22 protein-coding genes are annotated in these 26,242 nt (G+C 60.4%); 17 read left to right on the top strand and 5 right to left on the bottom strand.

The window, feature by feature from the left end:
- Positions 1–218 precede the first annotated feature (218 nt).
- A complete protein-coding gene (locus tag AOA62_RS06640) occupies positions 219–1,163 on the top strand; it encodes a hypothetical protein (protein WP_099548202.1) in 945 nt (314 codons plus the stop codon).
- A gap of 84 nt (positions 1,164–1,247) precedes the next feature.
- On the opposite strand, the gene AOA62_RS06635 is transcribed toward AOA62_RS06640, so the two are convergent.
- The gene (locus AOA62_RS06635; RefSeq protein WP_099548171.1) at positions 1,248–4,142 is read right to left on the bottom strand and encodes a ribonucleoside-diphosphate reductase subunit alpha; all 2,895 of its coding nucleotides are present in this window, start codon (positions 4,140–4,142) and stop codon (positions 1,248–1,250) included.
- 716 nt (positions 4,143–4,858) lie between these two features.
- Between AOA62_RS06635 and AOA62_RS06630 the strand changes: the two genes are divergently transcribed.
- Positions 4,859–5,584 carry a response regulator gene (locus tag AOA62_RS06630; RefSeq protein ID WP_099548170.1) on the top strand — a complete coding sequence of 242 codons (726 nt, stop codon included), beginning with the start codon at positions 4,859–4,861 and terminating at the stop codon, positions 5,582–5,584.
- Positions 5,581–7,191 (top strand): ATP-binding protein, encoded by a 1,611-nt coding sequence (locus AOA62_RS06625; protein ID WP_017138380.1) that lies wholly within the window; start codon positions 5,581–5,583, stop codon positions 7,189–7,191. The genes AOA62_RS06630 and AOA62_RS06625 overlap by 4 nt, the downstream gene beginning before the upstream one ends.
- Before the next feature lie 89 nt (positions 7,192–7,280).
- On the opposite strand, the gene AOA62_RS06620 is transcribed toward AOA62_RS06625, so the two are convergent.
- Entirely contained in the window at positions 7,281–7,997 is a 717-nt protein-coding gene (locus tag AOA62_RS06620) for a 4'-phosphopantetheinyl transferase (protein WP_099548169.1), read from the bottom strand.
- Between the two features lie 138 nt (positions 7,998–8,135).
- Between AOA62_RS06620 and AOA62_RS06615 the strand changes: the two genes are divergently transcribed.
- The 3 genes from AOA62_RS06615 to AOA62_RS06605 are packed head-to-tail and all read left to right on the top strand — an operon-like array spanning position 8,136 to position 10,483.
- On the top strand, positions 8,136–8,444 hold the full coding sequence (locus AOA62_RS06615) for a hypothetical protein (RefSeq protein ID WP_017138378.1): 309 nt from the start codon (positions 8,136–8,138) through the stop codon (positions 8,442–8,444).
- Positions 8,445–8,462: 18 nt separating this feature from the next.
- A complete protein-coding gene (locus AOA62_RS06610; protein WP_017138377.1) occupies positions 8,463–9,140 on the top strand; it encodes a response regulator in 678 nt (225 codons plus the stop codon).
- Positions 9,137–10,483 (top strand): ATP-binding protein, encoded by a 1,347-nt coding sequence (locus tag AOA62_RS06605; protein WP_058420767.1) that lies wholly within the window; start codon positions 9,137–9,139, stop codon positions 10,481–10,483. Before AOA62_RS06610 ends, AOA62_RS06605 begins: the two co-directional genes overlap by 4 nt.
- 122 nt (positions 10,484–10,605) lie before the next feature.
- Here AOA62_RS06605 and AOA62_RS06600 read toward each other — a convergent pair whose 3' ends face one another.
- Complete coding sequence (locus AOA62_RS06600; protein ID WP_017138375.1) at positions 10,606–11,604, bottom strand: AraC family transcriptional regulator; 999 nt, start codon at positions 11,602–11,604, stop codon at positions 10,606–10,608.
- Between the two features lie 339 nt (positions 11,605–11,943).
- On the opposite strand from AOA62_RS06600, the gene AOA62_RS06595 reads away from it, so the two are divergent.
- The 3 genes from AOA62_RS06595 to AOA62_RS06585 all read left to right on the top strand — a co-directional run bounded on the left by AOA62_RS06595 (position 11,944) and on the right by AOA62_RS06585 (position 14,987).
- Complete coding sequence (locus AOA62_RS06595; protein ID WP_099548168.1) at positions 11,944–13,275, top strand: dicarboxylate/amino acid:cation symporter; 1,332 nt, start codon at positions 11,944–11,946, stop codon at positions 13,273–13,275.
- 138 nt (positions 13,276–13,413) lie between these two features.
- Entirely contained in the window at positions 13,414–14,400 is a 987-nt protein-coding gene (locus AOA62_RS06590) for an XdhC family protein (protein WP_017138373.1), read from the top strand.
- Positions 14,400–14,987 carry an NTP transferase domain-containing protein gene (locus tag AOA62_RS06585; protein WP_017138372.1) on the top strand — a complete coding sequence of 196 codons (588 nt, stop codon included), beginning with the start codon at positions 14,400–14,402 and terminating at the stop codon, positions 14,985–14,987. Before AOA62_RS06590 ends, AOA62_RS06585 begins: the two co-directional genes overlap by 1 nt.
- 173 nt (positions 14,988–15,160) lie before the next feature.
- Here AOA62_RS06585 and rne read toward each other — a convergent pair whose 3' ends face one another.
- Positions 15,161–18,337, bottom strand: a complete 3,177-nt coding sequence (gene rne, locus AOA62_RS06580; RefSeq protein WP_099548167.1) for a ribonuclease E — start codon at positions 18,335–18,337, stop codon at positions 15,161–15,163.
- Between the two features lie 756 nt (positions 18,338–19,093).
- Here rne and rluC point away from each other — a divergent pair.
- From rluC to AOA62_RS06560, 3 genes are read left to right on the top strand one after another with little or no spacing between them, the layout of a single operon-like run.
- Positions 19,094–20,053, top strand: a complete 960-nt coding sequence (gene rluC / locus AOA62_RS06570; protein ID WP_056861649.1) for a 23S rRNA pseudouridine(955/2504/2580) synthase RluC — start codon at positions 19,094–19,096, stop codon at positions 20,051–20,053.
- Entirely contained in the window at positions 20,040–20,699 is a 660-nt protein-coding gene (locus AOA62_RS06565; RefSeq protein WP_017138370.1) for an HAD-IA family hydrolase, read from the top strand. The genes rluC and AOA62_RS06565 overlap by 14 nt, the downstream gene beginning before the upstream one ends.
- Before the next feature lie 24 nt (positions 20,700–20,723).
- Complete coding sequence (locus AOA62_RS06560) at positions 20,724–21,707, top strand: S49 family peptidase (RefSeq protein WP_099548166.1); 984 nt, start codon at positions 20,724–20,726, stop codon at positions 21,705–21,707.
- Positions 21,708–21,836: 129 nt separating this feature from the next.
- On the opposite strand, the gene AOA62_RS06555 is transcribed toward AOA62_RS06560, so the two are convergent.
- Positions 21,837–22,415: a nucleoside triphosphate pyrophosphatase gene (locus tag AOA62_RS06555; RefSeq protein WP_017138368.1), complete on the bottom strand. Its 579-nt coding sequence runs from the start codon at positions 22,413–22,415 to the stop codon at positions 21,837–21,839.
- A gap of 105 nt (positions 22,416–22,520) precedes the next feature.
- On the opposite strand from AOA62_RS06555, the gene AOA62_RS06550 reads away from it, so the two are divergent.
- From AOA62_RS06550 to fabG, 5 genes are all read left to right on the top strand, one after another.
- Positions 22,521–23,051, top strand: coding sequence for a YceD family protein (locus tag AOA62_RS06550; protein ID WP_005790551.1), 531 nt, complete (start codon positions 22,521–22,523; stop codon positions 23,049–23,051).
- Positions 23,052–23,064: 13 nt separating this feature from the next.
- On the top strand, positions 23,065–23,247 hold the full coding sequence (gene rpmF / locus AOA62_RS06545; protein ID WP_004371305.1) for a 50S ribosomal protein L32: 183 nt from the start codon (positions 23,065–23,067) through the stop codon (positions 23,245–23,247).
- A 4-nt stretch (positions 23,248–23,251) separates the two neighbouring features.
- Complete coding sequence (gene plsX / locus AOA62_RS06540) at positions 23,252–24,262, top strand: phosphate acyltransferase PlsX (RefSeq protein WP_017138367.1); 1,011 nt, start codon at positions 23,252–23,254, stop codon at positions 24,260–24,262.
- 126 nt (positions 24,263–24,388) lie between these two features.
- Positions 24,389–25,327, top strand: a complete 939-nt coding sequence (fabD, locus tag AOA62_RS06535; protein ID WP_099548165.1) for an ACP S-malonyltransferase — start codon at positions 24,389–24,391, stop codon at positions 25,325–25,327.
- Positions 25,328–25,348: 21 nt separating this feature from the next.
- Positions 25,349–26,092: a 3-oxoacyl-ACP reductase FabG gene (gene fabG, locus AOA62_RS06530; protein WP_015885432.1), complete on the top strand. Its 744-nt coding sequence runs from the start codon at positions 25,349–25,351 to the stop codon at positions 26,090–26,092.
- The last annotated feature ends 150 nt before the right edge of the window (positions 26,093–26,242 follow it).

Here is a 26,242-nt window from a genome sequence, read left to right as displayed (position 1 = left end):
ACAGGCCTTTGTGGAACCGACCTCGCCGTTCTTTCCACTTATCGGACTTAAAGGTGCTGGATCTTAGGGGGCGGGGTATGTGGAATTTGTCGGTGTCTGGCCCTGGGGCTGGAAGTGTGCGTTATGACGTCAGTGGCGCGGGGCAAAACCTGTGGGGCGCTAACCCTACAGAGGAAAAAAAGGATGACATAGAGGCCGATAAAAAAACCGTCGCCCAAATGCTCAAACAGCTGGATGACGCCGAAAAGGGCAACAAAAACCAAACCGCCCAGGACTTGCGGGACAAGCTCAATGAAAAGCGCAAAGCGCTGGGGGAGGAGAAGTTCAAGGAGATCCTTGAGCAGTTGAAGAAGGACGCGTCCACCGATTTGCTCGCGTTGTTGAAGAGGCTGTTTCCGGATTTATTTGCGGATGAGCCGTCTCCAGCGCCAGCTCCTGGACCGTCACCAGGTGGTGGTGGTGGTGGTGGTGGTGGTGGTGGTGGCAGGGTAAATCCGAAGAATTTCGGCGGTAGCGAACCCATGAGTAATCTACCGATTACCGACGGTTCCAAGCATTTCAACTACAAGCCAGATGCAAGCAACCCAGGTAAAAAGCCGGACAATATCTGGAGTGGTTTCAGCCAAGGCCCTGACGGCAATTGCGTCACCGTTTCCGCGATAAAGGGAGCGATGATGAAGTTTGGTCAAAAACCTACCGACGTCTTCAAGGATGTGAAGGAGACGGGAGGGGGTTACTACGTAAAAATGCGAGACGGTTTCGAGCTTACTTTATCTAAGGGTGAGTTAAGGCATGCAGCCGCTTACGCGCAGTTCAAGGGCGATAATCCGGGCATGATTACCGACGCAAACTTCATGTATGCCGCGAGCGCCAAGCGGGCTCAAATGGAGGGCAATGGCTACGATGACAACCCCAATGCTGCAAAACAGAGTTTCGCTCATGCGATGCAAAGTTTGAACAATGGCGAAATGGGTTGGGAAGCGCTGGACCGGCTTGGCCTGAAAGACCTCTATAGGCGGTCTTCGAGTTCCGAGCTGGCAAGTGGCAAGCTGGGTGTTGTGGATTATGGCCACCATTCAATGGCGGTGATTGGCGGGCGCATTGAATTGTGGGGTGGGCGCGGTGAAGGGCCTCAGGAAGGCAACGCCTACGCATTCGTGTAGCGCAAAAAAAACCGATAAACCCAAATGCATTCAGGTTTATCGGTTTTTTACATCCCGGGCGTTCAAGCCCGGGACTCACTCAGCTTATTGGCAAGCTTCGCAATCCGGCTCATCAATCGCGCAAGCCTTTGGCACGGGTGCCGGGCCGGCTGGAGCAGCCAGCACCGAATCATCACCGTGGTTGCCGCTGGAAACAGCGTTGAGCTTACCGGTGTTGATGGTCGACTTCTCGGTGCTGGTCGCGGCCAGGGCACGGAGGTAGTAAGTGGTTTTCAGGCCACGGTACCAGGCCATGCGGTAGGTCACGTCGAGCTTCTTGCCCGATGCACCGGCGATGTACAGGTTCAGCGACTGAGCCTGGTCAATCCACTTCTGGCGACGACTGGCGGCGTCGACGATCCACTTGGTGTCCACTTCGAAGGCAGTCGCGTAGAGCTCTTTGAGTTCTTGCGGGATGCGCTCGATCTGCTGCACCGAACCGTCGTAGTACTTCAGGTCGTTGATCATGACCGAGTCCCACAGGCCGCGGGCCTTGAGGTCACGAACCAGGTACGGGTTGATCACGGTGAATTCGCCCGACAGGTTCGATTTCACATACAGGTTCTGGTAGGTCGGTTCGATCGACTGCGACACGCCAGTGATGTTGGCGATGGTTGCGGTCGGTGCGATGGCCATGATGTTGGAGTTACGAATACCTTTCTGCACACGGGCACGTACCGGCGCCCAGTCCAGGGTTTCGTTCAGGTCAACGTCGATGTACTTCTGGCCACGCTGCTCAATCAGGATCTGTTGCGAGTCCAGCGGCAGGATGCCTTTGGACCACAGCGAGCCCTGGAACGTCTCGTAGGCGCCGCGCTCGTCGGCCAGGTCGCAGGAAGCCTGGATCGCGTAGTAGCTGACCGCTTCCATGGACTTGTCGGCGAACTCGACGGCAGCGTCCGAACCGTAAGGAATGTGCTGCAGGTACAGCGCGTCCTGGAAGCCCATGATGCCCAGGCCGACCGGACGGTGCTTGAAGTTGGAGTTCTGCGCCTGTGGCACCGAGTAGTAGTTGATGTCGATAACGTTATCGAGCATGCGAACGGCGGTGTTGACGGTGCGTTCCAGCTTGGCGGTGTCCAGCTTGCCGTTGACGATGTGGTTCGGCAGGTTGATCGAGCCCAGGTTGCAAACGGCGATCTCGTCCTTGTTGGTGTTCAAGGTGATCTCGGTGCACAGGTTCGAGCTGTGGACCACACCCACGTGCTGCTGCGGGCTGCGCAGGTTGCACGGGTCTTTGAAGGTCAGCCATGGGTGACCGGTTTCAAACAGCATGGACAGCATTTTGCGCCACAGGTCTTTGGCCTGGATGGTCTTGAACAGCTTGATCTTGCCTGGGTACTGGGACAGGGCTTCGTAGTACTCGTAACGCTCTTCGAAGGCCTTGCCGGTCAGGTCGTGCAGGTCCGGCACTTCGGACGGTGAGAACAGGGTCCACGGGCCGTCATCGAAGACGCGCTTCATGAACAGGTCAGGGATCCAGTTGGCGGTGTTCATGTCGTGGGTACGACGACGGTCATCACCGGTGTTCTTGCGCAGCTCGATGAACTCTTCAATGTCCATGTGCCAGGTTTCCAGGTAGGCACATACAGCGCCTTTGCGCTTGCCACCCTGGTTCACGGCTACAGCGGTGTCGTTCACTACTTTGAGGAACGGTACAACGCCTTGGGACTTGCCGTTGGTGCCCTTGATGTAAGAACCCAGTGCACGCACCGGCGTCCAGTCGTTACCCAGGCCGCCGGCGAATTTGGACAACATGGCGTTGTCGTGGATCGCGTGGTAGATGCCCGACAGGTCATCCGGCACGGTGGTCAGGTAGCAGCTCGACAGCTGTGGACGCAGGGTGCCTGCGTTGAACAGGGTTGGGGTCGACGACATGTAGTCGAAGGACGACAACAGGTTGTAGAACTCGATCGCGCGGTCTTCTTTTTGCTTCTCTTCAATCGCCAGGCCCATGGCCACACGCATGAAGAACACTTGCGGCAATTCGAAGCGGATACCGTCCTTGTGGATGAAGTAACGGTCGTACAGGGTTTGCAGGCCCAGGTAGGTGAACTGCTGGTCGCGCTCGTGGTTGATCGCCTTGCCGAGTTTTTCCAGGTCGAAGGTGGCCAGGATCGGGTTCAGCAATTCGAATTCGATACCCTTGGCGATGTAGGCCGGCAGGGCCTTGGCGTACAGGTCAGCCATTTCGTGGTGGGTGGCGCTGTCGGCCACGCCCAGGAAGCCCAGGCCTTCGGCACGCAGGGTGTCCATCAGCAGGCGCGCGGTCACGAACGAGTAGTTTGGCTCACGCTCAACCAGGGTACGGGCGGTCATCACCAGGGCGGTGTTGACGTCGGTCAGGGCCACGCCGTCGTACAGGTTCTTCAGGGTTTCGCGCTGGATCAGGTCACCGTCGACTTCTTCCAGGCCTTCGCAGGCCTCGGTGATGATGGTGTTCAGGCGGCCCAGGTCCAGCGGAGCAAAGCTGCCGTCGGCCAGGGTGATGCGGATCGATGGGTGAGCTTGCACGGCCGATTCTTCAGCCGGGGAGCGCACGGCACGTTCCTTGGAACGGGCGTCACGGTAGATCACGTAGTCGCGTGCCACTTTCTGCTCGCCGGCACGCATCAGGGCCAGTTCGACCTGGTCCTGGATTTCTTCGATGTGGATGGTACCGCCCGACGGCATGCGACGTTTGAAGGTCGCGGTAACCTGTTCGGTCAGGCGGGCAACGGTGTCGTGGATGCGCGACGAGGCAGCAGCGGTGCCGCCTTCAACTGCAAGAAACGCTTTGGTGATGGCGACGGTGATTTTGTCATCGGTATAAGGAACGACAGTGCCGTTACGCTTGATCACACGCAGTTGGCCAGGTGCAGTGGCGGACAGATCCAGGTTCGAATCAGCGGCCTGCGGCACGGAGCCTTGCGGGTTCTCGCGAGTTGTGTCGGTTTGCATGGGGGGTTGTCTCCACATTCTATATTTATTTGGGCACCATCACGGTGCCCACCGTTCCGTCCTGAAGCACTTACAACAGGCCTGGGCCTGGCATAACAACTTCGGGACAGGAGGAAGGGAGCTATTCGCGCCGCTTCCATGCCGAAGTCTTCGGTTCGGGGCTTGAAAGAGCCCTTGGCCGTATTCCTGCCGGGTGACAGTTGCTCGCTGCAAGCACTGCAACACCCGTACCGTTTTCTGCCAATCGGGCTGGAAAACGGTTGCCATCCGCGTGCGCGGTTTGGGCTTTTAAAAAATGCTTTGGTTCAACCAAACAGGAGCAAGAAAGCGCTTGAGTTTCTTGTCTGATTTGTGTTTGGTTTTTTGCTTAAAACCCTACATGTAGGGTTTTTTTAGCGCCGAGGTACAAGATAATGCGTTTTGGGGGGCTTAGCAACGCACTACCTGTGGATAACGCTGTGGGTAAAATGTGTATGAAACGTGGAACACCCGTGTAGGCCGCAGTACTGCTGGATTACGCCGTTTGTCACCGAATATTCCAAGGCAAAAACCGTCTGTTGGTTTTTTGAGGGCGCGAACCCTATCACAAAAAAACGCGATCACCGAATGGATTTCCCGGCTTGTGTTTAAGGGTTGGCCCATGGCTACAATCGGCCTTCATATAGAGGCAGCAGTGTGTTTGCTGCACATGACAATAATGAGAACCGAGGTAGCGCATGGAGCAAGAAGCCTGGCAGATATTGATCGTCGAGGACGACGAGCGACTGGCCGAGTTGACCCGTGATTACCTGGAGAGCAACGGCTTGCAGGTGTCGGTGGAGAGCGACGGCGCCCAGGCGGCGGCGCGCATTGTCGCCGAACAACCGGACCTCGTGATCCTCGACCTGATGCTGCCCGGCGAAGACGGCCTGAGCATCTGCCGCAAAGTCCGCGAGCGCTATGACGGCGTGATCCTGATGCTCACCGCCCGCACCGATGACATGGACCAGGTGCAGGGCCTGGACATGGGCGCCGACGACTACGTGTGCAAACCCGTGCGCCCGCGCTTGTTGCTGGCGCGTATTCAGGCATTGTTGCGGCGCAGCGAGCCGGTACTACCCGCCGCCGTGGAAAGCCAGCGGCGCCTGCAATTCGGCCCGCTGGTGGTGGACAACGCCCTGCGCGAAGCCTGGCTGCATGAGGGCGGCATCGAGCTGACCAGTGCCGAGTTCGACCTGCTGTGGCTGCTGGTGGCGAATGCCGGGCGTATCCTGTCCCGCGAAGAAATCTTTATTGCCTTGCGCGGGATTGGCTACGACGGCCAGGACCGCTCCATTGATGTGCGCATCTCGCGTATTCGACCCAAGATCGGCGACGACCCGATTCACCCGCGCCTGATCAAAACCATTCGCAGCAAAGGCTACTTGTTCGTCCCCGAAGCTGCCGCCGACATGCCGCTGTGAACTCGATCTTCCTGCGCATCTACGGCGGCATGTGCGCGGCGCTGATCCTGGTGGCGTTGCTTGGCGTGCTGGCCCTGCACCTGCTCAATGAAGTGCGCAGCGGCCAGTACCGTGAGCGCCTGGCCCACGGCACCTTTGCGCTGATGGGCGACAACCTGCAACCGATGAGCGCGATCGAGCGCCAGCGCGCCCTGGCGGTGTGGGAGCGCTTGCTCGGCATTCCCCTGGAACTGCGTCCGTTGGCGGACGCGCAGTTGGACCTGACCCAGCGCAACCGCCTGCAACGCGGCCAGGTGCTGGTGGAGCAGACCGGCCCGCATGCCGCGCGCGTGCTGCGCCTGGTCAGTGAACAGTCGCAGCTTGTGCTCACCGGTGAAGTGCAGCAGATCAGCGAGCAGCTGGCGCGTGCGACGATCTACCTGTTGGCTGACGAACTAGTGCGTTTCCCGGTGGCTGAGCAGCCGCAACGCCTGGCGGACATAAAAGAGGCCAAGGGCTTTGGTTTTGAGATGCACTTGATGACGCTGGATCAGGCGGATATGGATGATGACCAGCGCCGCCGGGTTGCGGAAGGCGACACGGTGATGGCCCTGGGCAAGGGCGGCGACTCCATCCGCGTATTCGCCGGCATGGTCGGCACGCCGTGGGTGCTGGAAATCGGCCCCTTGTATCAAATGAACCCGTACCCGCCGCAGTGGCTGATCCTGATCGCGTTGATCAGCCTCACGCTGATCGGTTTGATCGTCTATTTATTGGTGCGCCAGCTTGAGCGCCGCCTCAAAGGCCTGGAGGCGGCGGCCACGCGCATTGCCAAAGGCAACCTGGAAGTGCGCGTACCGGCCCGGGGCGCCGATTCGGTGGGGCGTTTGGCCGCCGCCTTTAATGGCATGGCCGAGCACTTGCAGCAATTGCTGGCGATCCAGCGCGAGCTGGTGCGCGCCGTCTCCCACGAATTGCGCACGCCGGTGGCGCGCCTGCGTTTCGGCCTGGAGATGATCGGCGACGCTGCCACCCCAGAGGCGCGGCGTAAATATATGGACGGCATGGACAGCGATATCCAGGACCTCGACGGCCTGGTCGACGAAATGCTCACCTACGCCCGCCTGGAGCAGGGCGCGCCGGAGCTGAATTTCCAGCGGGTAGACCTCAGCGCCTTGCTCGATCAGGTGATCGGCGAATTATCGCCACTGCGCCCGCAGGTCAGTGTTGCCCGTGGCATCTGCCTGTCTTCGGCACACTGGGACGATGCCTGGGTCGACGCCGAGCCGCGCTACTTGCACCGCGCCCTGCAAAATCTGGTGGGCAATGCCATGCGCCATGCCCAGGGCCGGGTGCTGATCAGCTATCAAGTGGGGCAGGTGCGTTGCCGCATCGATGTGGAAGATGACGGGCCGGGGGTGCCGGAAAGCGCCTGGGAGCGGATTTTCACGCCATTTTTGCGTCTGGACGATAGCCGCACGCGAGCTTCAGGCGGGCATGGCCTGGGTTTGTCGATTGTGCGGCGGATTATCTATTGGCACGGCGGGCGGGCGTTGATCAGCAAGAGCAACAACCTGGGTGGGGCGTGTTTCAGCTTGAGTTGGCCCAGGGATCAGGACAAGACTTAAGACCGCTATCGCAGGCAAGCCAGCTCCCACATTTTGAATGTATGCGCACATCAAAGGTGGGAGCCGGGCTTGCCCGCGATAGCGATCTATCAGGCGCCGACAGCCACCAGACTCAACAACTGCTCCCCCTCCACCGCAAACTGCCCCTCCAACTCAGTGCCATAACACCACTCAGCAGACAGCTCCGTCAGCAACCGCAACCGCACATGGCCTGCCTGCGACCACTCAAGCACCTCGGCGTGCTCAAAGTAGAAACGCTTGTGCACAATCGGATACAGCGCTTTGAACAGGCTCTCCTTGACCGAAAACGTCAGCGTCACCAGCAGGGCATTCTGCTCGCGCGGCCCCAGTGACATGCGCTGCAATTCGTCGGCGGTCAGAATCTCTCCAGCCAAACGTTCCGCTCGCTCCCGTGACAGCAGATTTTCGAGGTCCATCCCCAGCCCGCGCCATTGCGCCTTGTGCCCGACAATGGCCGCCGCGTGCCCGGTGCTGTGGGTAATGGAACCGCTGATATGCCCAGGCCATACCGGCGCACGGTCGTCACCGATGGCCGGTACGCAATCGAGCTGGTCAAGCTGTTGCAACGCCGCCCGTGCGCACAGGCGACCGGCAAGGAACTCCGCCTGGCGTTTGGCCACCGAGCGCTGGATGCTGGCCGGAGGCGGCACGGCGCTGCGCTGGAAGTCATCGGCGAGCAACAAGGCCGGGTCGAATCGCGTGCTCAAGAACACCGTGCCCGGCAGCGGGATGGGCAGTGGCCAATGGGCATCGAGCGGGGTGCAACAAGCGGGTAGAGGCGTCATGCGCGGTATTTTGCGTCAGTTGGCGCGCCGGTGGATAGTCCGTAACGGTTCAGGCCTGGTTCAGAGCCCGTTCAGGGGGAGTTCAGGGGCGCCTGCGTAGTCTGGCTTCAACAGCCAAAACGCGTAGAGGTAAGCCCCATGACTGCGATCAAAAAGCTGATTCTGGCCTTAAGCATGCTCGGCGCCACTGCCGGGGTTCAGGCTTCGGACGGTGCGTTTGCCGCTTTCGGCAGCGAGAAAACCAGGAAATCCAGCAACCTGATCCAGCGTGTGAGCTTCGAAGAGGTGGCTGGCCAGGCGGCGCCGTGGGGCCAGTCTTTGGGCATGACCACGCCGCAACCGGCCTACCGCACCGGCTACGAACACCTGACGGGCCAATACAATGGCATTAAACTGCGCCCGCAAGACTTGCAGGGCCGCTATGATATCCCCCTGTCGGACAGTTGAATCGCCTTGGAGAGCCTTATGAAATTGCTGGTCGTGGAAGATGAGGCGCTGCTGCGTCATCACCTGTTCACCCGCCTGACCGACAGCGGCCACGTGGTCGAAGCCGTGGCCAATGCCGAGGAAGCCCTTTACCAGACCGGCCAATTCAACCATGACCTGGCGATTATCGACCTGGGCCTGCCCGGCATGGGCGGCCTGGACCTGATCCGCCAACTGCGCAGCCAGGCCAAGACTTTCCCGATCCTGATCCTCACCGCGCGCGGCAACTGGCAAGACAAGGTCGAAGGCCTGGCTGCCGGTGCCGACGATTACGTGGTCAAGCCGTTCCAGTTCGAAGAGCTGGAGGCGCGCATGAACGCCTTGCTACGCCGCTCCAGCGGGTTCACCCAGTCGACCATCGTCGCCGGGCCTTTGCTGCTCGACCTCAATCGCAAGCAGGCGTCGCTGGATGAGCAACCGTTGGCGCTGACGGCCTACGAGTACCGGATTCTCGAATACCTGATGCGTCACCATCAGCAGGTGGTCGCCAAAGACCGCTTGATGGAACAGCTCTACCCTGATGACGACGAGCGGGATCCGAACGTGATCGAAGTGTTGGTGGGTCGCCTGCGCCGCAAGCTGGAAGGCCCGGCCGGGTTCAAACCGATCGACACCGTGCGTGGCCTGGGCTACCTGTTCAATGAGCGCTGCCGTTGATTCGCTCGCTACGTGTGCGCTTGATGCTCGCGGCCACCACCCTGGCCGTGCTGTTTATGCTGGGCTTGTTGCCCGCCATGCAAGGCGCGTTCAGCCTGGCGCTGCAGGATTCCATCGAGCAGCGCCTGGCCTCGGATGTCACCACGCTGATTTCCGCCGCGCGGGTCGAAAACAACCGCCTGCTGATGCCGGCGCAGTTGCCGGACGAACGCTTCAACCTCACTGACAGTCGCCTGCTCGGTTACATCTACGACCGTGAGGGGCATCTGGTGTGGCGCTCGCGGGCGACCCAGGAAGAAAACATCAACTACAAGCCGCGCTACGACGGGCGCGGTAATGAATTTGCGCGGATTCGCGAAGCCAATGGCCAGGAGTTTTTCGTGTACGACGTCGAGGTCAAGTTGCTGGGCGGCAAGAGCGCGGCGTTCAGTATCGTGGCGCTGCAACCGGTGCGTGAATACCAACTGACCCTCGAAGGCCTGCAGGAAAACCTCTACCTGGGCTTCGGCGCGGCCTTGCTCGTATTGTTGACGCTGTTGTGGCTGGGCCTGACCTGGGGCCTGCAAGCCTTGCGGCGCTTGAGCCAGGAGCTAGACCAGATCGAAGGCGGCACCCGCGAAAGCCTCACCGAGGAACACCCACGCGAACTGTTGCGCCTGACCGGCTCGCTCAACCGTTTGCTCCACAGCGAACGCGAGCAACGGGCGCGCTACCGCGATTCCCTCGACGACCTGGCCCACAGCCTGAAAACCCCGCTGGCGGTGTTGCAGGGCGTGAGCGAAGACATGGCCCAGCGCCCGGAAGAACGCGGCCAGGCCTGGGTGCTGCAATCGCAGATCGAACGCATGAGCCAGCAGATCGGCTACCAATTGCAGCGCGCCAGCCTGCGTAAAAGTGGCCTGGTGCGGCACCAGGTGCGCCTGGAACCGGTGTTGCAAAGCCTGTGCGACACGTTGGACAAGGTTTACCGCGACAAGCGCGTGACCGTGACCTTTGAATTACCGCCCGAGTGCGATGTGCCGATCGAGAAGGGCGCGCTGCTCGAAATGCTCGGCAACCTGCTGGAAAACGCCTATCGCCTGTGCCTGAGTGAAGTGCGCATCAGCCTGACGGAGAATCTTGAAGGCACTGAGCTGTGCATCGAAGATGACGGCCCTGGCGTACCGCCCGATCAGCGTGCGCGGATTCTGCAAAGGGGCGAGCGGCTGGACCGCCAGCATCCGGGGCAGGGCATTGGCCTGGCGGTGGTCAAGGACATCATTGAAAGCTACAGCGCGCGGTTGACCCTTGGGGATTCGCCTTTGGGTGGCGCGGCGTTCAAGATTCACTTTCCGGCGGCTTGATCTTTATTGTCCTTACAAGCCCCATCGCAGGCAAGCCAGCTCCCACCTTTTTGATTGTGTGAATCCGATCAACTGTGGGAGCCGGGCTTGCCCGCGATGAGGCCCGCCCAGGCACTGCACCTCTAACTCTCCTGTGCCCGGTAAGCCCCCGGCGTCAATCCGGTCCACTTCTTGAACGCCCGATGAAACGCCGACGGCTCAGAAAACCCCAACTGCTCGGCAATTTCCTGTAACGACAAATCCGCCCGCCCCAAGTGGTAAATGGCGATGTCCCGCCGCAACTCATCCTTGAGCGCCTGAAAACTGGTGCCTTCCTCACGCAAATGCCGGCGCAGGGTTTGTGGGCTGATGTGCAGGTGCTGGGCGACGGCCTCCAGGTCCGGCCAGGGCGTGCGGTCGCGGCTGAGCAAGCGGCGCAGCTGGCTGCTTAAACTGTCGCCCTCATCCGGTCGCGACAACAGGTCAGCGGGCGAGCGCTCGAGAAAGTGCTTGAGGGTGCGCTCGTCCTGCAACAACGGCAGGCTCAGGTAACGGGCGGGAAACACCAGGCTGCTGTTCGGCGCGCCAAATACCTGAGGGCAGGGGAACAGCAGGTCATATTCGCCCGCATGGGCCGGCATCGGATAGCTGAACGTGGCTTGCTGTAGCCGGATGCGCTGGCCGATCAGCCAACTGCCCAGGCGATGCCAGATCACCAGCAGGCACTCGCTGAGAAAGTGGTCCGGGTCCCACAGCTGCGAATCGTCCAGGCTCAAGCGGGCCAAATCGCCTTCTCTGGTCAGCTGCCAGCGCGGACCCTGCGGGAATAGGCTATAAAATAATAAGCCGCGTTCCAGAGCCTTCTCCAGGGTGCGGCAGTGAATCAGCGCGTGGCACATCATGGCGAAGGTGCCGCGCTTGCTCGGGCCTTCGGCAAACCCCAGGTATTCGTCGTCCAGCCCCAGCCACAGCATTTGCAACAGCCGGGTAAATTGCTCGGGGGCGATGCGGGCGCGGGGTTCGCTCAGCAGTTCCGGGGTGATGCCCACTTGCAGCAGCAGGCCCGAATAGTCGTAACCCGCGCGGCGCGCACCGCCCAGGGCGGCGCGGGCATAGTGACTGGCGATGGTACGTTCACGCATGTGAGGGCCTCGTCCATGGAGTGGCGGATGTTAGCCATCACCGGGTGGGGCGACAAGGCGGATATCCGCCAAATTGTAGGACGAGAGGGGATGAGTGGGCGGAATTCCGCCACCTCACCGACGGCGTCGATGGCGTGGCCATGGACCTCGGCCCTGATGTCTAAAGGCCTTCAGACAGTTTGAGCAAAGTGGCACGGCGTTTGCGATAAGGATTACAGCGCAGGTTTATTCCTACAGACCTCGCAAACAACAAATCCCTCCAGTGCAGGAGGGTTCGCAATTCAAGTGTCGTGGGCAATGGCGGATCTTTGTCACACGGTGCGATTGAGGAACTTTGCAATGACGACTCGTCAGCCAATCTACAAATCCCTGTATTTCCAGGTGATCGTCGCAATCGTTATCGGTATTTTGCTCGGTCACTTCTACCCGCAGACCGGTGTGGCCCTCAAGCCACTGGGTGACGGCTTTATCAAGCTGATCAAAATGGTCATTGCCCCGATCATCTTCTGCACCGTTGTCAGCGGCATCGCTGGCATGCAAAGCATGAAATCGGTGGGCAAAACCGGCGGCTACGCGCTGCTGTACTTCGAAGTTGTTTCCACCATTGCCCTGCTGATTGGCCTGATCGTCGTTAACGTTGTGCAACCGGGCGCCGGCATGCACATCGACGTGGCGACCCTGGACGCCTCTAAAGTCGCGGCCTACGTGACCGCTGGTGCAGGCCAGAGCGTGGTTGGCTTTATCCTCAATGTGATCCCGAACACCATCGTCGGTGCCTTCGCCAACGGCGACATCCTGCAAGTGCTGATGTTCTCGGTGATCTTTGGTTTTGCCCTGCATCGCCTGGGTGCCTACGGCAAGCCGGTGCTGGACTTTATCGATCGCTTCGCCCACGTGATGTTCAACATCATCAACATGATCATGAAGCTCGCGCCAATCGGTGCCCTGGGCGCCATGGCGTTCACCATCGGTGCCTACGGCGTAGGTTCCCTGGTGCAGTTGGGCCAACTGATGATCTGCTTCTACATCACCTGCATCCTGTTCGTGGTGGTGGTGCTGGGCGCCATCTGCCGTGCGCACGGTTTCAGCGTGTTGAAGCTGGTTCGCTACATCCGTGAAGAGCTGCTGATCGTTCTGGGTACTTCCTCCTCCGAATCCGCACTGCCACGCATGCTGATCAAGATGGAGCGTCTGGGCGCGAAGAAATCCGTAGTAGGCCTGGTGATCCCGACCGGCTACTCCTTCAACCTCGACGGTACTTCGATCTACCTGACCATGGCTGCCGTGTTCATCGCCCAGGCGACTGACACCCACATGGACATCACCCATCAGATCACCTTGCTGCTGGTGCTGCTGCTGTCCTCCAAAGGCGCTGCAGGCGTGACCGGTTCGGGCTTCATCGTGCTGGCTGCGACCCTGTCGGCCGTAGGCCACCTGCCGGTTGCCGGCCTGGCGCTGATCCTGGGTATCGACCGCTTCATGTCCGAAGCCCGCGCACTGACCAACCTGGTCGGTAACGCCGTTGCCACCATCGTTGTGGCCAAGTGGGTTAAAGAGCTGGACACCGACAAGCTGCACAGCGAGCTGGCGTCCGGCGGCACCGGTATCTCCGACACCCGCCCGGAAGATGACCTGGGCGTGGCTGAAGGCCCTGCTCCTGCTATCAAGTAAAAAATTGCCCAAGGTGTGAACAACATCCAAAGCCTGCAAACGCCCCGACTGGTTCGGGGCGTTTGCGTTTCTGGCGTGGCGCTTTGGGTTTTGCTTGCTTTACAGTAAGTGAATACTTCATTCGCCGTAGGAGACCTGATGGACAGTGTGGATCTGAATGTCCTGCGCAGCGTGCTCGAATGGCGCCGTGCCGGGCACCGAGTAGTTTTGTACAGCGTGGTCCAGACCTGGGGCAGCGCCCCACGCCCGCCGGGGGCGATGTTGGCCTTGCGTGGCGATGGCGTGGTGATCGGCTCCGTGTCGGGTGGTTGCATCGAGGACGACTTGATCGCGCGCTTGCAGGATGGCCGCTTGCCGGAGGATGGCCCGCCGGTGCAGTTGGTGACCTATGGCGTCACCCGCGATGAGGCGGCGCGTTTCGGCCTGCCGTGCGGCGGCACGTTGCGCCTGACTGAGGAACGCGTGGATGAATTTGGCTGGGTCTCGCAGCTGCTGGCGCGCTGCGAAGACCATCAGATCGTCGCGCGTGAACTGGACCTGAGCAGTGGCACGGTGACCTTGAGCGGCGCGGCCAAGACCGACGTCGTGACCTTTGATGGCGAGCGCCTGCGGGCTATCTACGGCCCGCGTTGGCGTTTGTTGCTGATCGGCGCCGGGCAGCTGTCGCGCTACGTGGCTGAAATGGCGCGCCTGCTGGATTTCGAAGTGCTGATCTGCGACCCGCGCGAAGAATTCGTCTACGGCTGGGAAGAGCAGCATGGCCGCTTTGTGCCCGGCATGCCGGATGAGGCGGTGCTGAATATCCAGACGGATGAGCGCACGGCCATCGTCTGCCTGACGCACGACCCTCGATTGGACGATATGGCGCTGCTGACGGCGCTGAACTCATCGGCGTTCTACATTGGCGCCCTCGGTTCGCGGGTCAATACGCAGAAGCGCCGGGAAACCCTGGCGGCGCTGGGGTTGTCGGCGGAGGCGATCGCGCGTCTGCATGGGCCGATCGGTCTGCATATCGGTAGTCATACGCCGGCCGAAATTGCTCTGTCATTGATGGCGGAAATTGTCGCGATCAAGAATGGCGTGGCACCGATGCAGAAGAAACCGTTGCCGGTGGAGGCTGAGTAATGGTGACGGCGATTGTGCTGGCGGCGGGGCAGGGCAGTCGCTTTCGCGCTGCGGCCGGAGCTGATCAAGACAAGCTGCTGGCTGATTGCATCGGGCTTGACGGCGTAACGCGGCCAGTGATTGAGCAGGTGTTGATGAATTTGCCAGGGCGCGTTGTAAGGCGTTGGCTGGTCACTTCGCCGGACCGCCTGGCCGTTATTCGCTTGGCCAAGGCGTATGGCTGTGAAGTCTTGCTGCTCGAATCGGCCGGTATGGGCGACAGCATCGCGGCGGCTGTCGCAGCCAGTGGTGAGGCCGATGGCTGGTTGGTGGTGTTGGGGGATATGCCGTTTATTCAGCCGTCGACCATTGAGCGGGTGGTTGATGCGGTCCAGGACGATGGCATCAGTGTGCCGGTGCAGGCGGGTAAATACGGGCATCCGGTGGCTTTTGGCCGGGTGCTTGGGCCGCGAATGATGGCATTGAGCGGTGATCGTGGCGCAAAGCCGTTATTTGCCCAGGCGAGTGTGCAGGAGGTGCGAGTGGAAGATCCCGGTGTGCTGTGGGATGTGGACCTGCCGCAAGCATTGAGTTTCAGCGCGGACTAACTGTGGGAGCGGGCTTGCCCGCGATGCAGGCACCTCGGTGTGTCAGACACGCTGCGGTGATGCTATCGCAGGCAAGCCAGCTCCCACCTTTGATCTCCACAAGGCAAAAGTTGAACGCCCATAAAAAAGCCCCGCCTGATCACTCAGGCGGGGCTTTTTAGTGGCGGATGGAATCAGACGAGGGGTTTAGGCTCGTGCTCTGTTTCCAAGGCCTTGTGCTCAACCGGGGCTGGAGCCTCGATCGCTTCGGCAGCCGGTGCGGCAGCGGCTGCAGCGGCGGCGGCTTCAGCTTCCTTGCGGCGACGACGCACTTCACGTGGGTCGTTCGGCGCACGGCCGTTTTCGGTCAGGGCGCTGGCAGGCGCGGCTTCAACCACGGGCGCTGCGACTTCGGCAACCACTGGCGCTTCAACCACGGGTGCAGGCTCAACCACTGGGGCGGGCTCGGCAACCACTTCGGCAACCGGTGCAGGCGCTTCTTCCACCGCAGGGGCAGGTGCTGGCGCTTCAACCGGTGCAGCTGGCTCGGCAGTCCACTGGAAGGCGGTCTGTTCTTCGCGAACTTCACGCACTGCCGGGGCGGCTTCCTCGACAACCGGCGCTTCAACGACGGCTTCAACCACTGGCTGAGGCTCGACTACCGGTGCAGGCTCGACAGCCGCCACTTCGACTTCTGGTTGAGCGTCGCGCACTGGCGAGGCAACTTCCACTTCCGGAACCACTGGGGCCTCGATCGGGGCGGTGGCTTCGACGACTGGCGCTTCAACAACCGGCGCTTCAACCACTGGGGTCTCGGCAACCGGTGCTTCTGCAGCAGCCGTTTCTTCAACAGCAGCGGTAGCGCGTTCAGCTTGCTCATGCGCCTGGGCTTCAGCCGGTGCGCTGATCACGGTGCTGGCAACTGCGGCGGTCACAGCCAGGCCGGCAGCCAGTTCGGCGCCCGTCGGTTCTGCGGTTGCAGCTTCGCCGTTCTCGCCGGTCTCTTCCGAGCCTTCGATCACATTGCCGTTGGCATCACGCTGACGCTCACGACGGTTGCTGCGGCGACGCTGGCCACGGGAGCGGCGGCGTGGACGATCGCCTTCGGCGTTGTCCTGACCGTCTTCCTGCAGTTGCTCTTCACCGGTCAGCACTTCTTCTTCGCTGGTGGCAGCGGCTTGCTCGGCACGTGGTTGACGCTCTTCACGCGGTGGGCGCGGCTGGCGCTCTTCACGTGGGGCGCGTTCTTCACGCGGCTGGCGAGCCGGGCGTTCTTCGCTGGCGGCTTCGGCAGCGACGGCAGCTACCGCTGGTGCGGCGTCCAGCGGCTCGCGCAGTTCACGCACACGTTCTTCACGCTCGCCACGTGGCTTGCGGTCTTCACGTGGGGCGCGCGGAGTACGTGGCGCGCGCTCTTCGCGCGGTGCACGTTCTTCACGGGCTACAGTCGGGGTCTCTTCACGGGCTTCGCGAGGTGCACGCTCTTCACGTGGTGCGCGTTCTTCACGCGGTGCACGTTCTTCGCGGGGCTTGCGCTCTTCGTCACGGCGACCGTTGCGGTTACGGCTCTGTTGACGGCCGTTGCGACGTTCTTCGTTGCGGGCCGGGCGCTCGGTGGCCGGTTTTTCAACCACAACCGGCGCAGCAGGCTCTTCTTTACTGGCGAACAGGCTGACCAGTGACTTCACCAGGCCTTTGAACAGGCTTGGCTCAGGCATGGCGGCCGGCGCGGCAACCGGTGCAGCCACTTCGGTCGGTACCGGAGCGTTGGCACGTGCCGGTGCTGTCTTAACGGCCGCTTCCTGGCGAACCAGGGTGCGGGTCGCGGCGGCTGGCTGGACTTCTTCCACTTCGGCAGCGGCAGCAGCGATTTCGTAGCTGGACTGGCCGCTGTGGGCTTCCGGGCTGTCATCACGCAGGCGTTGCACTTCGAAGTGCGGCGTCTCGAGGTGATCGTTCGGCAGGATGACGATGCGGGCACGGGTGCGCAGTTCGATCTTGGTGATCGAGTTGCGTTTTTCGTTAAGCAGGAAAGCGGCCACCGGGATCGGCACTTGCGCGCGAACTTCGGCGGTGCGGTCTTTCAGGGCTTCTTCTTCGATCAGGCGCAGGATCGCCAGCGACAGCGATTCAACGTCACGGATGATGCCGGTGCCGTTGCAACGCGGGCAGACGATGCCGCTGCTCTCGCCCAGGGAGGGACGCAGGCGCTGACGGGACATTTCCAGCAGGCCGAAGCGCGAGATACGGCCGACCTGTACGCGGGCACGGTCAGCTTCCAGGCATTCGCGGACTTTTTCTTCCACGGCGCGCTGGTTCTTGGCTGGGGTCATGTCGATGAAGTCGATCACGATCAGGCCGCCGATGTCACGCAGGCGCAACTGGCGGGCGATTTCTTCAGCCGCTTCCAGGTTGGTCTGCAGGGCGGTTTCTTCGATGTCGCTGCCTTTGGTGGCGCGCGCCGAGTTGATGTCGATGGACACCAGGGCTTCGGTCGGGTCGATCACGATGGAGCCGCCGGAAGGCAGTTCGACCACGCGCTGGAAGGCGGTCTCGATCTGGCTTTCGATCTGGAAACGGTTGAACAGCGGAACGCTGTCTTCGTACAGCTTGATCTTGCTGGCGTACTGCGGCATCACCTGGCGAATGAAGGTCAGGGCTTCGTCCTGGGCTTCAACGCTGTCGATCAGCACTTCGCCGATGTCCTGGCGCAGGTAATCGCGGATGGCGCGGATGATCACGTTGCTTTCCTGGTAGATCAGGAACGGCGCGGAACGATCCAGGGAGGCTTCTTTGATGGCGGTCCAGAGTTGCAGCAGGTAGTCGAGGTCCCACTGCATTTCTTCGCTGCTGCGGCCCAGGCCTGCAGTGCGCACGATCAGGCCCATGTCGGCAGGAGCAATCAAGCCGTTCAGCGCTTCACGCAGTTCGTTGCGTTCTTCGCCTTCGATGCGACGGGAAATGCCGCCGGCACGTGGGTTGTTCGGCATCAGCACCAGGTAACGGCCGGCCAGGGAGATGAAGGTGGTCAGGGCAGCGCCCTTGTTGCCACGTTCTTCTTTTTCGACCTGAACGATGACTTCCTGGCCTTCGCTCAGGACGTCCTTGATGTTCACGCGGCCTTCGGGGGCTTTCTTGAAGTATTCGCGGGAGATTTCTTTGAGGGGCAGGAAGCCGTGGCGCTCGGAGCCGAAATCGACAAAGGCAGCCTCAAGGCTTGGTTCGATGCGAGTAATACGGCCTTTATAGATGTTGGCCTTCTTTTGCTCGCGTGCACCGGATTCGATGTCCAGGTCATAGAGGCGTTGGCCATCTACCAGTGCAACACGCAACTCTTCGGGTTGAGTTGCGTTAATCAGCATTCTTTTCATGTTGTACCGTCGGTTTCCGGGCTGCCGGAAACGGCGTTCGGCACACACGACTTCTCACGGTCGGTGTCAGGTGCGTCAAGAGTGGTTGGCCACTCCAGTGTCCAGCAATAACGAGCCAATTGGGCCGGTATCGCGACGGACGCGTCCTGCTTGTTAGCGGTGGTGACAAAGGCACCACTTCAACAAAAGCTAAGGTCAGGAGGAGGAATCAACCGGCGACTGTGGACGAGATGAAGCGTCTTATAAGCCTAATGCTACACGGTCCGACGGTTGTGCATCTCCACCCTACACGTATCCCTGATAATTCGGGTGCTGCCGCGCGCAGAATCCGCAGCGGGTTGGCATTTACCGTGTACTCCAATGGGGAGTCCACGCTCATGGCTAAACAAGACTAGGTGTGGGCGACTGCGCTCTCACTCAGCTCTTAACAGGCGTTGTTTCCGAAGCATTCGCCGTGGTCTGGCTCAAGACTGACTGCACTTTGTGAACTGGCCGTAAATATCGGCGCAGAACGCGAGTATTCACTCTGCTTTCTGCACTCGCTTCAGGCCTCATGTCACCTGCGCTTGTTACAATCCTGAGCCTTCCAGGGTGGCAAAAGCCCCGTAGGACGGCCTCGCGTCCTGATGAATTGCGATGGTCAGGGCCGGCAGTTTGCCGCAAGTCCTCTGTCCAGGCCGCTTTTGGCGGCGTTCGCGACTATAGCAGCAATGATTAAGTGCTTCAATTCCATAAAAAATTGTTATCATCGCCGCCATGACGACTACCGCCCCCCAGACCCCCAGCGTCCAGCTGCTCGAGGTCTCGCCGGAATATGCCGGCCAACGCATCGACAATTTCCTCCTGGCCAGGCTCAAAGGCGTGCCCAAGACCTTGATTTACCGCATCTTGCGTAAAGGTGAAGTGCGCGTGAACAAAGGCCGGATCAAGCCCGAGTACAAGCTGCAGGCGGGCGATATCGTCCGTGTGCCGCCGGTGCGCGTGCCTGAGCGTGACGAACCGGTGCCATTGGCCCAGGGCCTGTTGCAGCGCCTGGAAGCGTCGATTGTCTTCGAAGACAACAAGCTGATCGTGATCAACAAGCCTTGCGGCATTGCGGTTCACGGCGGCAGTGGCCTGACGTTCGGGGTGATCGAAGCCTTTCGTCAGTTGCGACCCGATGCCAAGGAGCTGGAACTGGTCCACCGCCTGGACCGCGACACCTCCGGCCTGCTGATGATCGCCAAAAAACGCAGCATGTTGCGTCACCTGCACACCGCCTTGCGTGGCGATGGCGTGGACAAGCGCTACATGGCATTGGTGCGTGGTAACTGGGCCAGCTCCATCAAGAGCGTGCGTGCGCCGCTGCAGAAGAGCAACCTGCGCTCCGGCGAGCGCATGGTCGAAGTGGACGAGGAGGGCAAAGAAGCCCTGACCCTGTTCAAGGTACTGCGCCGCTTCGGTGACTTCGCCACTATGGTCGAGGCCAAGCCGGTGACCGGGCGTACCCACCAGATTCGCGTGCACACCCTGCACGCGGGCCACTGCATCGCCGGTGACACCAAGTACGGCGATGAGGATTTCTCCAGGGAAATTCGTGACCTGGGCGGCAAGCGCCTGTTCCTGCACGCCTACATGCTCACCGTACCGCTGCCCGATGGCGGCGAGCTGAAGTTGCAGGCGCCGGTCGATGAGATGTGGGCCAAGACCGTGGAGCGTTTGAGTGTCGCACCCTGACTACAAGCTGCTGATTTTTGATTGGGACGGCACGCTGTGCAATTCCATTGGGCGCATCGTCGACTCAATGCACGCGGCGTCGACCCGTTCGGGTTTCGAGTTATGCACTGATCTGGCGGTAAAAGGCATTATCGGCCTGGGCCTGCCCGAGGCGATCCGTACCTTGTACCCCCGGATCAGCGATGCGCAACTGGTGACCTTTCGTGATCATTACGCTGATCACTACATCGCGCTGGAGGCCACGCCTTCGCCGCTGTTTGACGGCGTAAGGCAATCCCTGGAAGCGTTTCGCGCCGAGGGTTATCACTTGGCCGTGGCCACCGGCAAGGCCCGTCGCGGGTTGGATCGGGTGCTCAAGGCCCACGGGTTTGAAGATTATTTCAGTATCACCCGTGCAGCGGATGAAACCGCCAGCAAACCTCACCCTCTGATGCTGGAGCAGATCCTGGCGCATTGCGGCGTAGCGCCGCGTCAGGCGTTGATGGTGGGTGACGCTTCCTTCGACCTGATGATGGCACGCAATGCTGGCATGGACAGCGTGGCGGTCAGCTACGGTGCTCAGGCAGCCGAAGCCTTGCAGGCATACGAGCCCAGGCTGACGATTGATCATTTTTCTGAACTGCAAGCCTGGCTCAGCCGGGCCTGATAAGTCTTTGCTGGGGTGAATGGCATGAGTGACGAGTGGAAAGCGCCCGAAAAGGCCGAAAGCGGTGATGATAAAAGCTGGAAGTTGTTGGAGAAGACCCTGCTGGCCAGTGTTCAGGAACAGCGCCGTGCACGGCGTTGGGGGATTTTCTTTAAGCTGCTGACGTTTATCTGGCTTATCGCCATGCTGGCGTTGTTCAGCCCGCTGATGGACATGGAAAAAAGCGCCACCCGTGGCAACAACTACACCGCCTTAATCGACGTGAACGGGGTGATTGCCGATAAGGAGTCCGCCAGCGCCGATAATATCGTCGGCGGCCTGCGTGCAGCCTTCGAAGATCCCAAGGTCAAGGGCGTGATCCTGCGCATCAACAGCCCAGGCGGCAGCCCTGTGCAGTCTGGCTATGTGTATGACGAGATTCGCCGCCTGCGCGGGCTGCACCCGGATATCAAGCTGTACGCGGTGATTTCCGATCTGGGCGCCTCGGGTGCCTATTACATCGCCAGCGCCGCTGACCAGATCTATGCCGACAAGGCCAGCCTCGTCGGTTCCATTGGTGTGACAGCGGCCGGTTACGGCTTTGTCGGCACCATGGAGAAGTTGGGGGTGGAGCGTCGCACCTACACCTCGGGTGAGCACAAGTCTTTCCTGGATCCGTTCCAGCCACAAAAGGCCGATGAAACCCAGTTCTGGCAGGGCGTGCTCGACACCACTCATCGTCAGTTCATTGCCAGCGTGAAGCGGGGGCGCGGCGATCGTCTGAAAGACAAAGACCATCCGGAGCTGTTCTCCGGCCTGGTGTGGTCCGGTGAGCAAGCGTTGCCATTGGGTTTGATCGATGGCTTGGGCAGTGCCAGTTCGGTGGCGCGCGATGTGATTGGTGAGAAGGAGCTGGTGGACTTCACTGTTCAGGAGTCGCCGTTTGATCGCTTCTCCAAGAAACTCGGCGCCAGTGTGGCGCAGAAGCTGGCCTACTACATGGGCTTCCAGGGCCCGACGCTGCGCTGAAATATCAGCTTCGTCGTAGTTCAAAATGTGTGGGCTTGCCCGCGATAGCGCCGGGTCAGTCGACATTGAAAGTGACTGGCCCACCGCTATCGCAGGCAAGCCAGCTCCCACAGTGGTTTTGGGGTGGGCCTAGGGGATTTGCACGCCTTCAGCCAGGAGCATGTCCACCAGTCGAATCAGCGGCAGGCCGATCAGGCTGGTCGCGTCCGGCCCTTCGGTACTCTGAAACAGGCTCACACCCAGCCCTTCGGCCTTGAAGCTGCCTGCGCAGTCATAAGGCTGTTCCACACGCAAATAACGCTCGATGCGTTCTACATCCAGTTCGCGCATCTGCACGGTAAACGGCACGCAATCTACCTGGCAGTGGCCCGTCTCACTGTTGAGCAGCGCCAGGCCAGTTAAAAAACTCACGCGTTTGCCGCTGGCTGCCAGCAATTGCTCGCGGGCGTTTTCAAAGGTATGAGGTTTGCCGATAATGCGGCCATCGAGCGCGGCCACCTGATCCGAGCCGATAATCAGGTGCCCTGGATGACTGGCGGCGAGGGCGCGGGCTTTCTCTTGCGCCAGGCGCTTGACCAGCTCAATGGCCGATTCATTTGCGCGATGGCTTTCGTCGATATCCGGCGAGCTGCAGATGAACGGTAGGTGCAGGCGGGCTAGCAATTCCCGGCGATAAACCGAGCTGGAAGCGAGTAATAAAGGCAGCATGGGTGTCTCCTCGAGGCATCCGCCGATTCTAGCGGGGCGACCAGCTGACGCACAGGGCTGAATTTCCTTTGACATGGCTGGGTGCATCCCTATAATGCTGCGCCTATGTTGAATGACCCGATTCCACCTCACGTTGACCCGCGCAAATTGGCTGATCGTGGCACCACCCTTCAAGGTGAAGTGCTGCTGGCCGATTTGGAGAGACTCTGCGACCCGCTTTCCGACACTGTCGGTACGGTGCAGGCTAAATTCGTTTTTGAACGAGATGAACGTAAGTCTGTGGTAATCCACAGCTTTATCGACACCGAAGTCAAAATGGTTTGCCAGCGTTGTCTTGAGCTGGTCACCCTGCCGATCCACAGCGAATGCAGTTATGCTGTGGTGAAAGAGGGTGCGAATACCCAGTCGTTGCCGAAAGGTTATGACGTGCTGGAACTGGGCGAAGATCCTTTGGATCTGCATGCACTGATCGAGGAGGAGCTTTTGCTCGCCTTGCCCATTGTGCCTGCTCATCATCCGGAAGAATGCCAGCAGCCGGAGGGCCTTGATGACGAGGCCGAGCCGAGCGAGGACGAGGTAACGCGGTCCAACCCGTTCAGTGTATTGGCGCAGTTAAAGCGTGACCCAAACGTTTAGGAGTTAATCAATTATGGCTGTTCAGCAGAACAAAAAATCCCGCTCTGCCCGTGACATGCGTCGTTCGCACGATGCCCTGACGGCAAGCACTCTGTCCGTAGAAAAAACCACCGGTGAAGTTCACCTGCGTCACCACGTATCGCCAGAAGGCGTATACCGTGGCCGTAAAGTGATCGACAAGGGCGCTGACGAGTAATCACTTGTCTGCTCAAGTCATCGCGATTGACGCAATGGGCGGGGACTTCGGTCCCCGCAGCATTGTTCAGGCCTGCATTGCCAGCCTGTCCGCTACGCCCTCGCTGCACCTGACCCTCGTCGGTCAACATTCCCTACTTGAAGAACTGATTGCCAGCCATCCGGCGGTGGATCGCGCGCGCCTGACAGTTACTGCGGCCAGCGAAACCATCAGCATGGATGAAAAGCCCGCGGCGGCCTTGCGTGGCAAGCCCGACTCTTCAATGCGGGTGGCCCTTGAGTTGTTGCGTGATGGCAAGGTGCAAGCCTGTGTCAGTGCCGGCAATACCGGGGCGTTGATGGCGTTGTCGCGGCATGTGCTCAAGACGCTGCCGGGGATTGATCGGCCAGCGATGGTGGCGGCGATTCCGACGCAGAAAGGCTATTGCCAGCTGCTGGACCTGGGTGCAAACGTCGATTGCAGTGCCGAGCACCTGCTCCAGTTCGCGGTGATGGGCTCGGTGGCCGCTGAGGCGTTGGGTGTGGTCCGGCCACGTGTGGCGTTACTCAATATCGGCACCGAGGACATCAAGGGTAATCAGCAGGTCAAGCTGGCTGCGACTTTGTTGCAGGGCGCACGGGGCTTGAACTATATCGGTTTTGTCGAAGGTGACGGCTTGTACCGAGGCGAGGCGGATGTAGTGGTGTGTGACGGTTTTGTCGGCAATATCCTGCTTAAGTCCAGCGAAGGCCTGGCGACCATGATTGCCACGCGTATCGAGGCCTTGTTCAAGCAGAACCTGGCCTCACGCATGGTCGGCGCGCTGGCGTTACCGTTGATGCGCCGCCTGCAGGCCGATCTGGCACCGGCACGGCATAATGGCGCGAGTTTTCTGGGGCTGCAGGGCATTGTGGTAAAAAGCCACGGCTCTGCAGGTGTGCAGGGCTTTCAAAGTGCGATTGCGCGGGCATTGATCGAGATCCAGGAAAACCTGCCGCAACGCTTGCACGGGCGTCTTGAGGATCTGTTGCCTTAGGCGAATCGGCCCGGGAGTGCTTAAATGTGACCGGCCAGTTCAATTGACCATCCAATCTGTCAGTTTCGTTCGCGCCCACCTTCGGTGCGAGCATTTTTGACGACCAGATCATTAGGGGCTTGTTACATGTCTACATCCCTCGCATTCGTCTTTCCAGGGCAGGGTTCGCAGTCCCTCGGTATGTTGGCCGAGCTGGGCGCGCAACATCCACTGATCCTGGAAACTTTCAAGGAAGCTTCCGATGCCCTGGGTTACGACCTGTGGGCACTGACCCAGCAAGGGCCGGAAGAGCAACTCAATCAAACCGATAAAACCCAGCCTGCGATCCTGACCGCCTCGATCGCCCTGTGGCGCTTGTGGCTGGCCGAAGGCGGCGCGCGCCCGGCCTACGTCGCCGGTCACAGCCTGGGCGAGTACAGCGCCTTGGTGGCCGCCGGCAGCCTGACCCTCTCTGAAGCGGTCAAGCTGGTCGAGCGTCGTGGTCAGCTGATGCAAGAAGCTGTTCCGGCCGGGCAGGGCGGCATGGCCGCTATCCTCGGCCTGGACGACGCTGTGGTGATCGAAGCCTGTGCCGAAGCGGCCCAGGGCGAAGTGGTCAGCGCGGTGAACTTCAACTCCCCTGGCCAGGTGGTCATCGCTGGCGCCAAGGCCGCTGTCGAGCGCGCCATTGAAGGCTGCAAGGCCCGTGGTGCCAAGCGCGCCTTGCCGTTGCCGGTGAGCGTGCCGTCCCACTGCGAGCTGATGCGCCCGGCTGCCGAGCGTTTTGCCGAGTCCATCGCCGCCATCAATTGGCAAGCGCCGCAGATCCCGCTGGTGCAGAACGTCAGTGCGGCCGTTGCCGCCGACCTCGACACCCTCAAGCGCGACCTGCTGGAGCAGCTTTACAAGCCGGTACGCTGGGTTGAGTCGGTACAGACCCTGGCTGCCAATGGTGCCACTGAGTTGGTCGAGTGCGGCCCGGGCAAAGTCCTGGCCGGCCTGAACAAGCGCTGCGCCGATGGCGTGTCGACTGCCAACCTCAATACCCCGGATGCCTTCGCTGCCGCGCGCGCGGCACTGGCCTGAAACCCTTTAGGAGAAGCCTGCATGAGTCTGCAAGGTAAAGTTGCACTGGTTACTGGCGCAAGCCGTGGCATTGGCCAGGCGATCGCCCTGGAACTGGGCCGTCAAGGCGCCGTTGTGATCGGCACCGCCACTTCCGCTTCGGGCGCTGAGCGTATTGCTGCCACCTTGAAGGAAAACGGCGTACAGGGCACCGGTCTTGAGCTGAATGTGACCAGCGACGAGTCTGTTGCTGCTGTGCTGGCTGAAATCACTGCACAGTTCGGCGCACCAGCTATTCTGGTGAACAACGCCGGTATCACCCGTGACAACCTGATGATGCGCATGAAAGACGACGAGTGGTACGACGTGGTCGATACCAACTTGAACAGTCTGTTTCGCCTGTCCAAGGGCGTTTTGCGCGGCATGACCAAGGCGCGTTGGGGCCGAATTATCAATATTGGCTCCGTAGTGGGTGCCATGGGCAACGCAGGCCAAGTAAACTATGCCGCGGCCAAGGCCGGTCTGGAAGGTTTCAGCCGTGCATTGGCCCGTGAAGTCGGTTCGCGTTCGATTACGGTCAACTCGGTGGCCCCAGGGTTCATCGACACCGATATGACCCGCGAACTGCCGGAAGCTCAGCGTGAAGCTTTGCTGACCCAGATTCCGCTGGGCCGTCTGGGCCAGGCTCAAGAGATCGCAAATGTGGTCACTTTCCTGGCATCCGACGGTGCGGCATACGTGACTGGGGCTACAATCCCGGTGAACGGCGGGATGTACATGAGTTAAATTGTGACGGATCGCTTCAAAAAAATGTCATACGAGCTGTCTAAAATCCGTTATAAAGCTGCAACTTAATTTATAGGCAGGTGGTCGGTCGGGTACGAGGGTGAAGCTTTCAGTTGAAAAGCTGAAAAGGCTTTCTATACACTTACCCAC

Origin of the sequence: Pseudomonas sp. 2995-3 (genome assembly GCF_002742565.1) — a bacterium.
In the GTDB taxonomy this organism is placed as follows: domain Bacteria; phylum Pseudomonadota; class Gammaproteobacteria; order Pseudomonadales; family Pseudomonadaceae; genus Aquipseudomonas; species Aquipseudomonas edaphica.
This window is presented reverse-complemented; position numbering and strand designations above follow the sequence as displayed.

What these genes read in the sequence shown, in the direction of transcription:
- AOA62_RS06640 (WP_099548202.1), top strand. Translation starts at nt 219, where the DNA reads ATGCTCAAACAGCTGGATGACGCCGAAAAGGGCAACAAAAACCAAACC.
- AOA62_RS06635 (WP_099548171.1), bottom strand. Translation starts at nt 4,142, where the DNA reads ATGCAAACCGACACAACTCGCGAGAACCCGCAAGGCTCCGTGCCGCAG.
- AOA62_RS06630 (WP_099548170.1), top strand. Translation starts at nt 4,859, where the DNA reads ATGGAGCAAGAAGCCTGGCAGATATTGATCGTCGAGGACGACGAGCGA.
- AOA62_RS06620 (WP_099548169.1), bottom strand. Translation starts at nt 7,997, where the DNA reads ATGACGCCTCTACCCGCTTGTTGCACCCCGCTCGATGCCCATTGGCCA.
- AOA62_RS06615 (WP_017138378.1), top strand. Translation starts at nt 8,136, where the DNA reads ATGACTGCGATCAAAAAGCTGATTCTGGCCTTAAGCATGCTCGGCGCC.
- AOA62_RS06610 (WP_017138377.1), top strand. Translation starts at nt 8,463, where the DNA reads ATGAAATTGCTGGTCGTGGAAGATGAGGCGCTGCTGCGTCATCACCTG.
- AOA62_RS06600 (WP_017138375.1), bottom strand. Translation starts at nt 11,604, where the DNA reads ATGCGTGAACGTACCATCGCCAGTCACTATGCCCGCGCCGCCCTGGGC.
- AOA62_RS06595 (WP_099548168.1), top strand. Translation starts at nt 11,944, where the DNA reads ATGACGACTCGTCAGCCAATCTACAAATCCCTGTATTTCCAGGTGATC.
- AOA62_RS06590 (WP_017138373.1), top strand. Translation starts at nt 13,414, where the DNA reads ATGGACAGTGTGGATCTGAATGTCCTGCGCAGCGTGCTCGAATGGCGC.
- AOA62_RS06585 (WP_017138372.1), top strand. Translation starts at nt 14,400, where the DNA reads ATGGTGACGGCGATTGTGCTGGCGGCGGGGCAGGGCAGTCGCTTTCGC.
- rne (WP_099548167.1), bottom strand. Translation starts at nt 18,337, where the DNA reads ATGAAAAGAATGCTGATTAACGCAACTCAACCCGAAGAGTTGCGTGTT.
- rluC (WP_056861649.1), top strand. Translation starts at nt 19,094, where the DNA reads ATGACGACTACCGCCCCCCAGACCCCCAGCGTCCAGCTGCTCGAGGTC.
- AOA62_RS06560 (WP_099548166.1), top strand. Translation starts at nt 20,724, where the DNA reads ATGAGTGACGAGTGGAAAGCGCCCGAAAAGGCCGAAAGCGGTGATGAT.
- AOA62_RS06555 (WP_017138368.1), bottom strand. Translation starts at nt 22,415, where the DNA reads ATGCTGCCTTTATTACTCGCTTCCAGCTCGGTTTATCGCCGGGAATTG.
- AOA62_RS06550 (WP_005790551.1), top strand. Translation starts at nt 22,521, where the DNA reads ATGTTGAATGACCCGATTCCACCTCACGTTGACCCGCGCAAATTGGCT.
- rpmF (WP_004371305.1), top strand. Translation starts at nt 23,065, where the DNA reads ATGGCTGTTCAGCAGAACAAAAAATCCCGCTCTGCCCGTGACATGCGT.
- fabD (WP_099548165.1), top strand. Translation starts at nt 24,389, where the DNA reads ATGTCTACATCCCTCGCATTCGTCTTTCCAGGGCAGGGTTCGCAGTCC.
- fabG (WP_015885432.1), top strand. Translation starts at nt 25,349, where the DNA reads ATGAGTCTGCAAGGTAAAGTTGCACTGGTTACTGGCGCAAGCCGTGGC.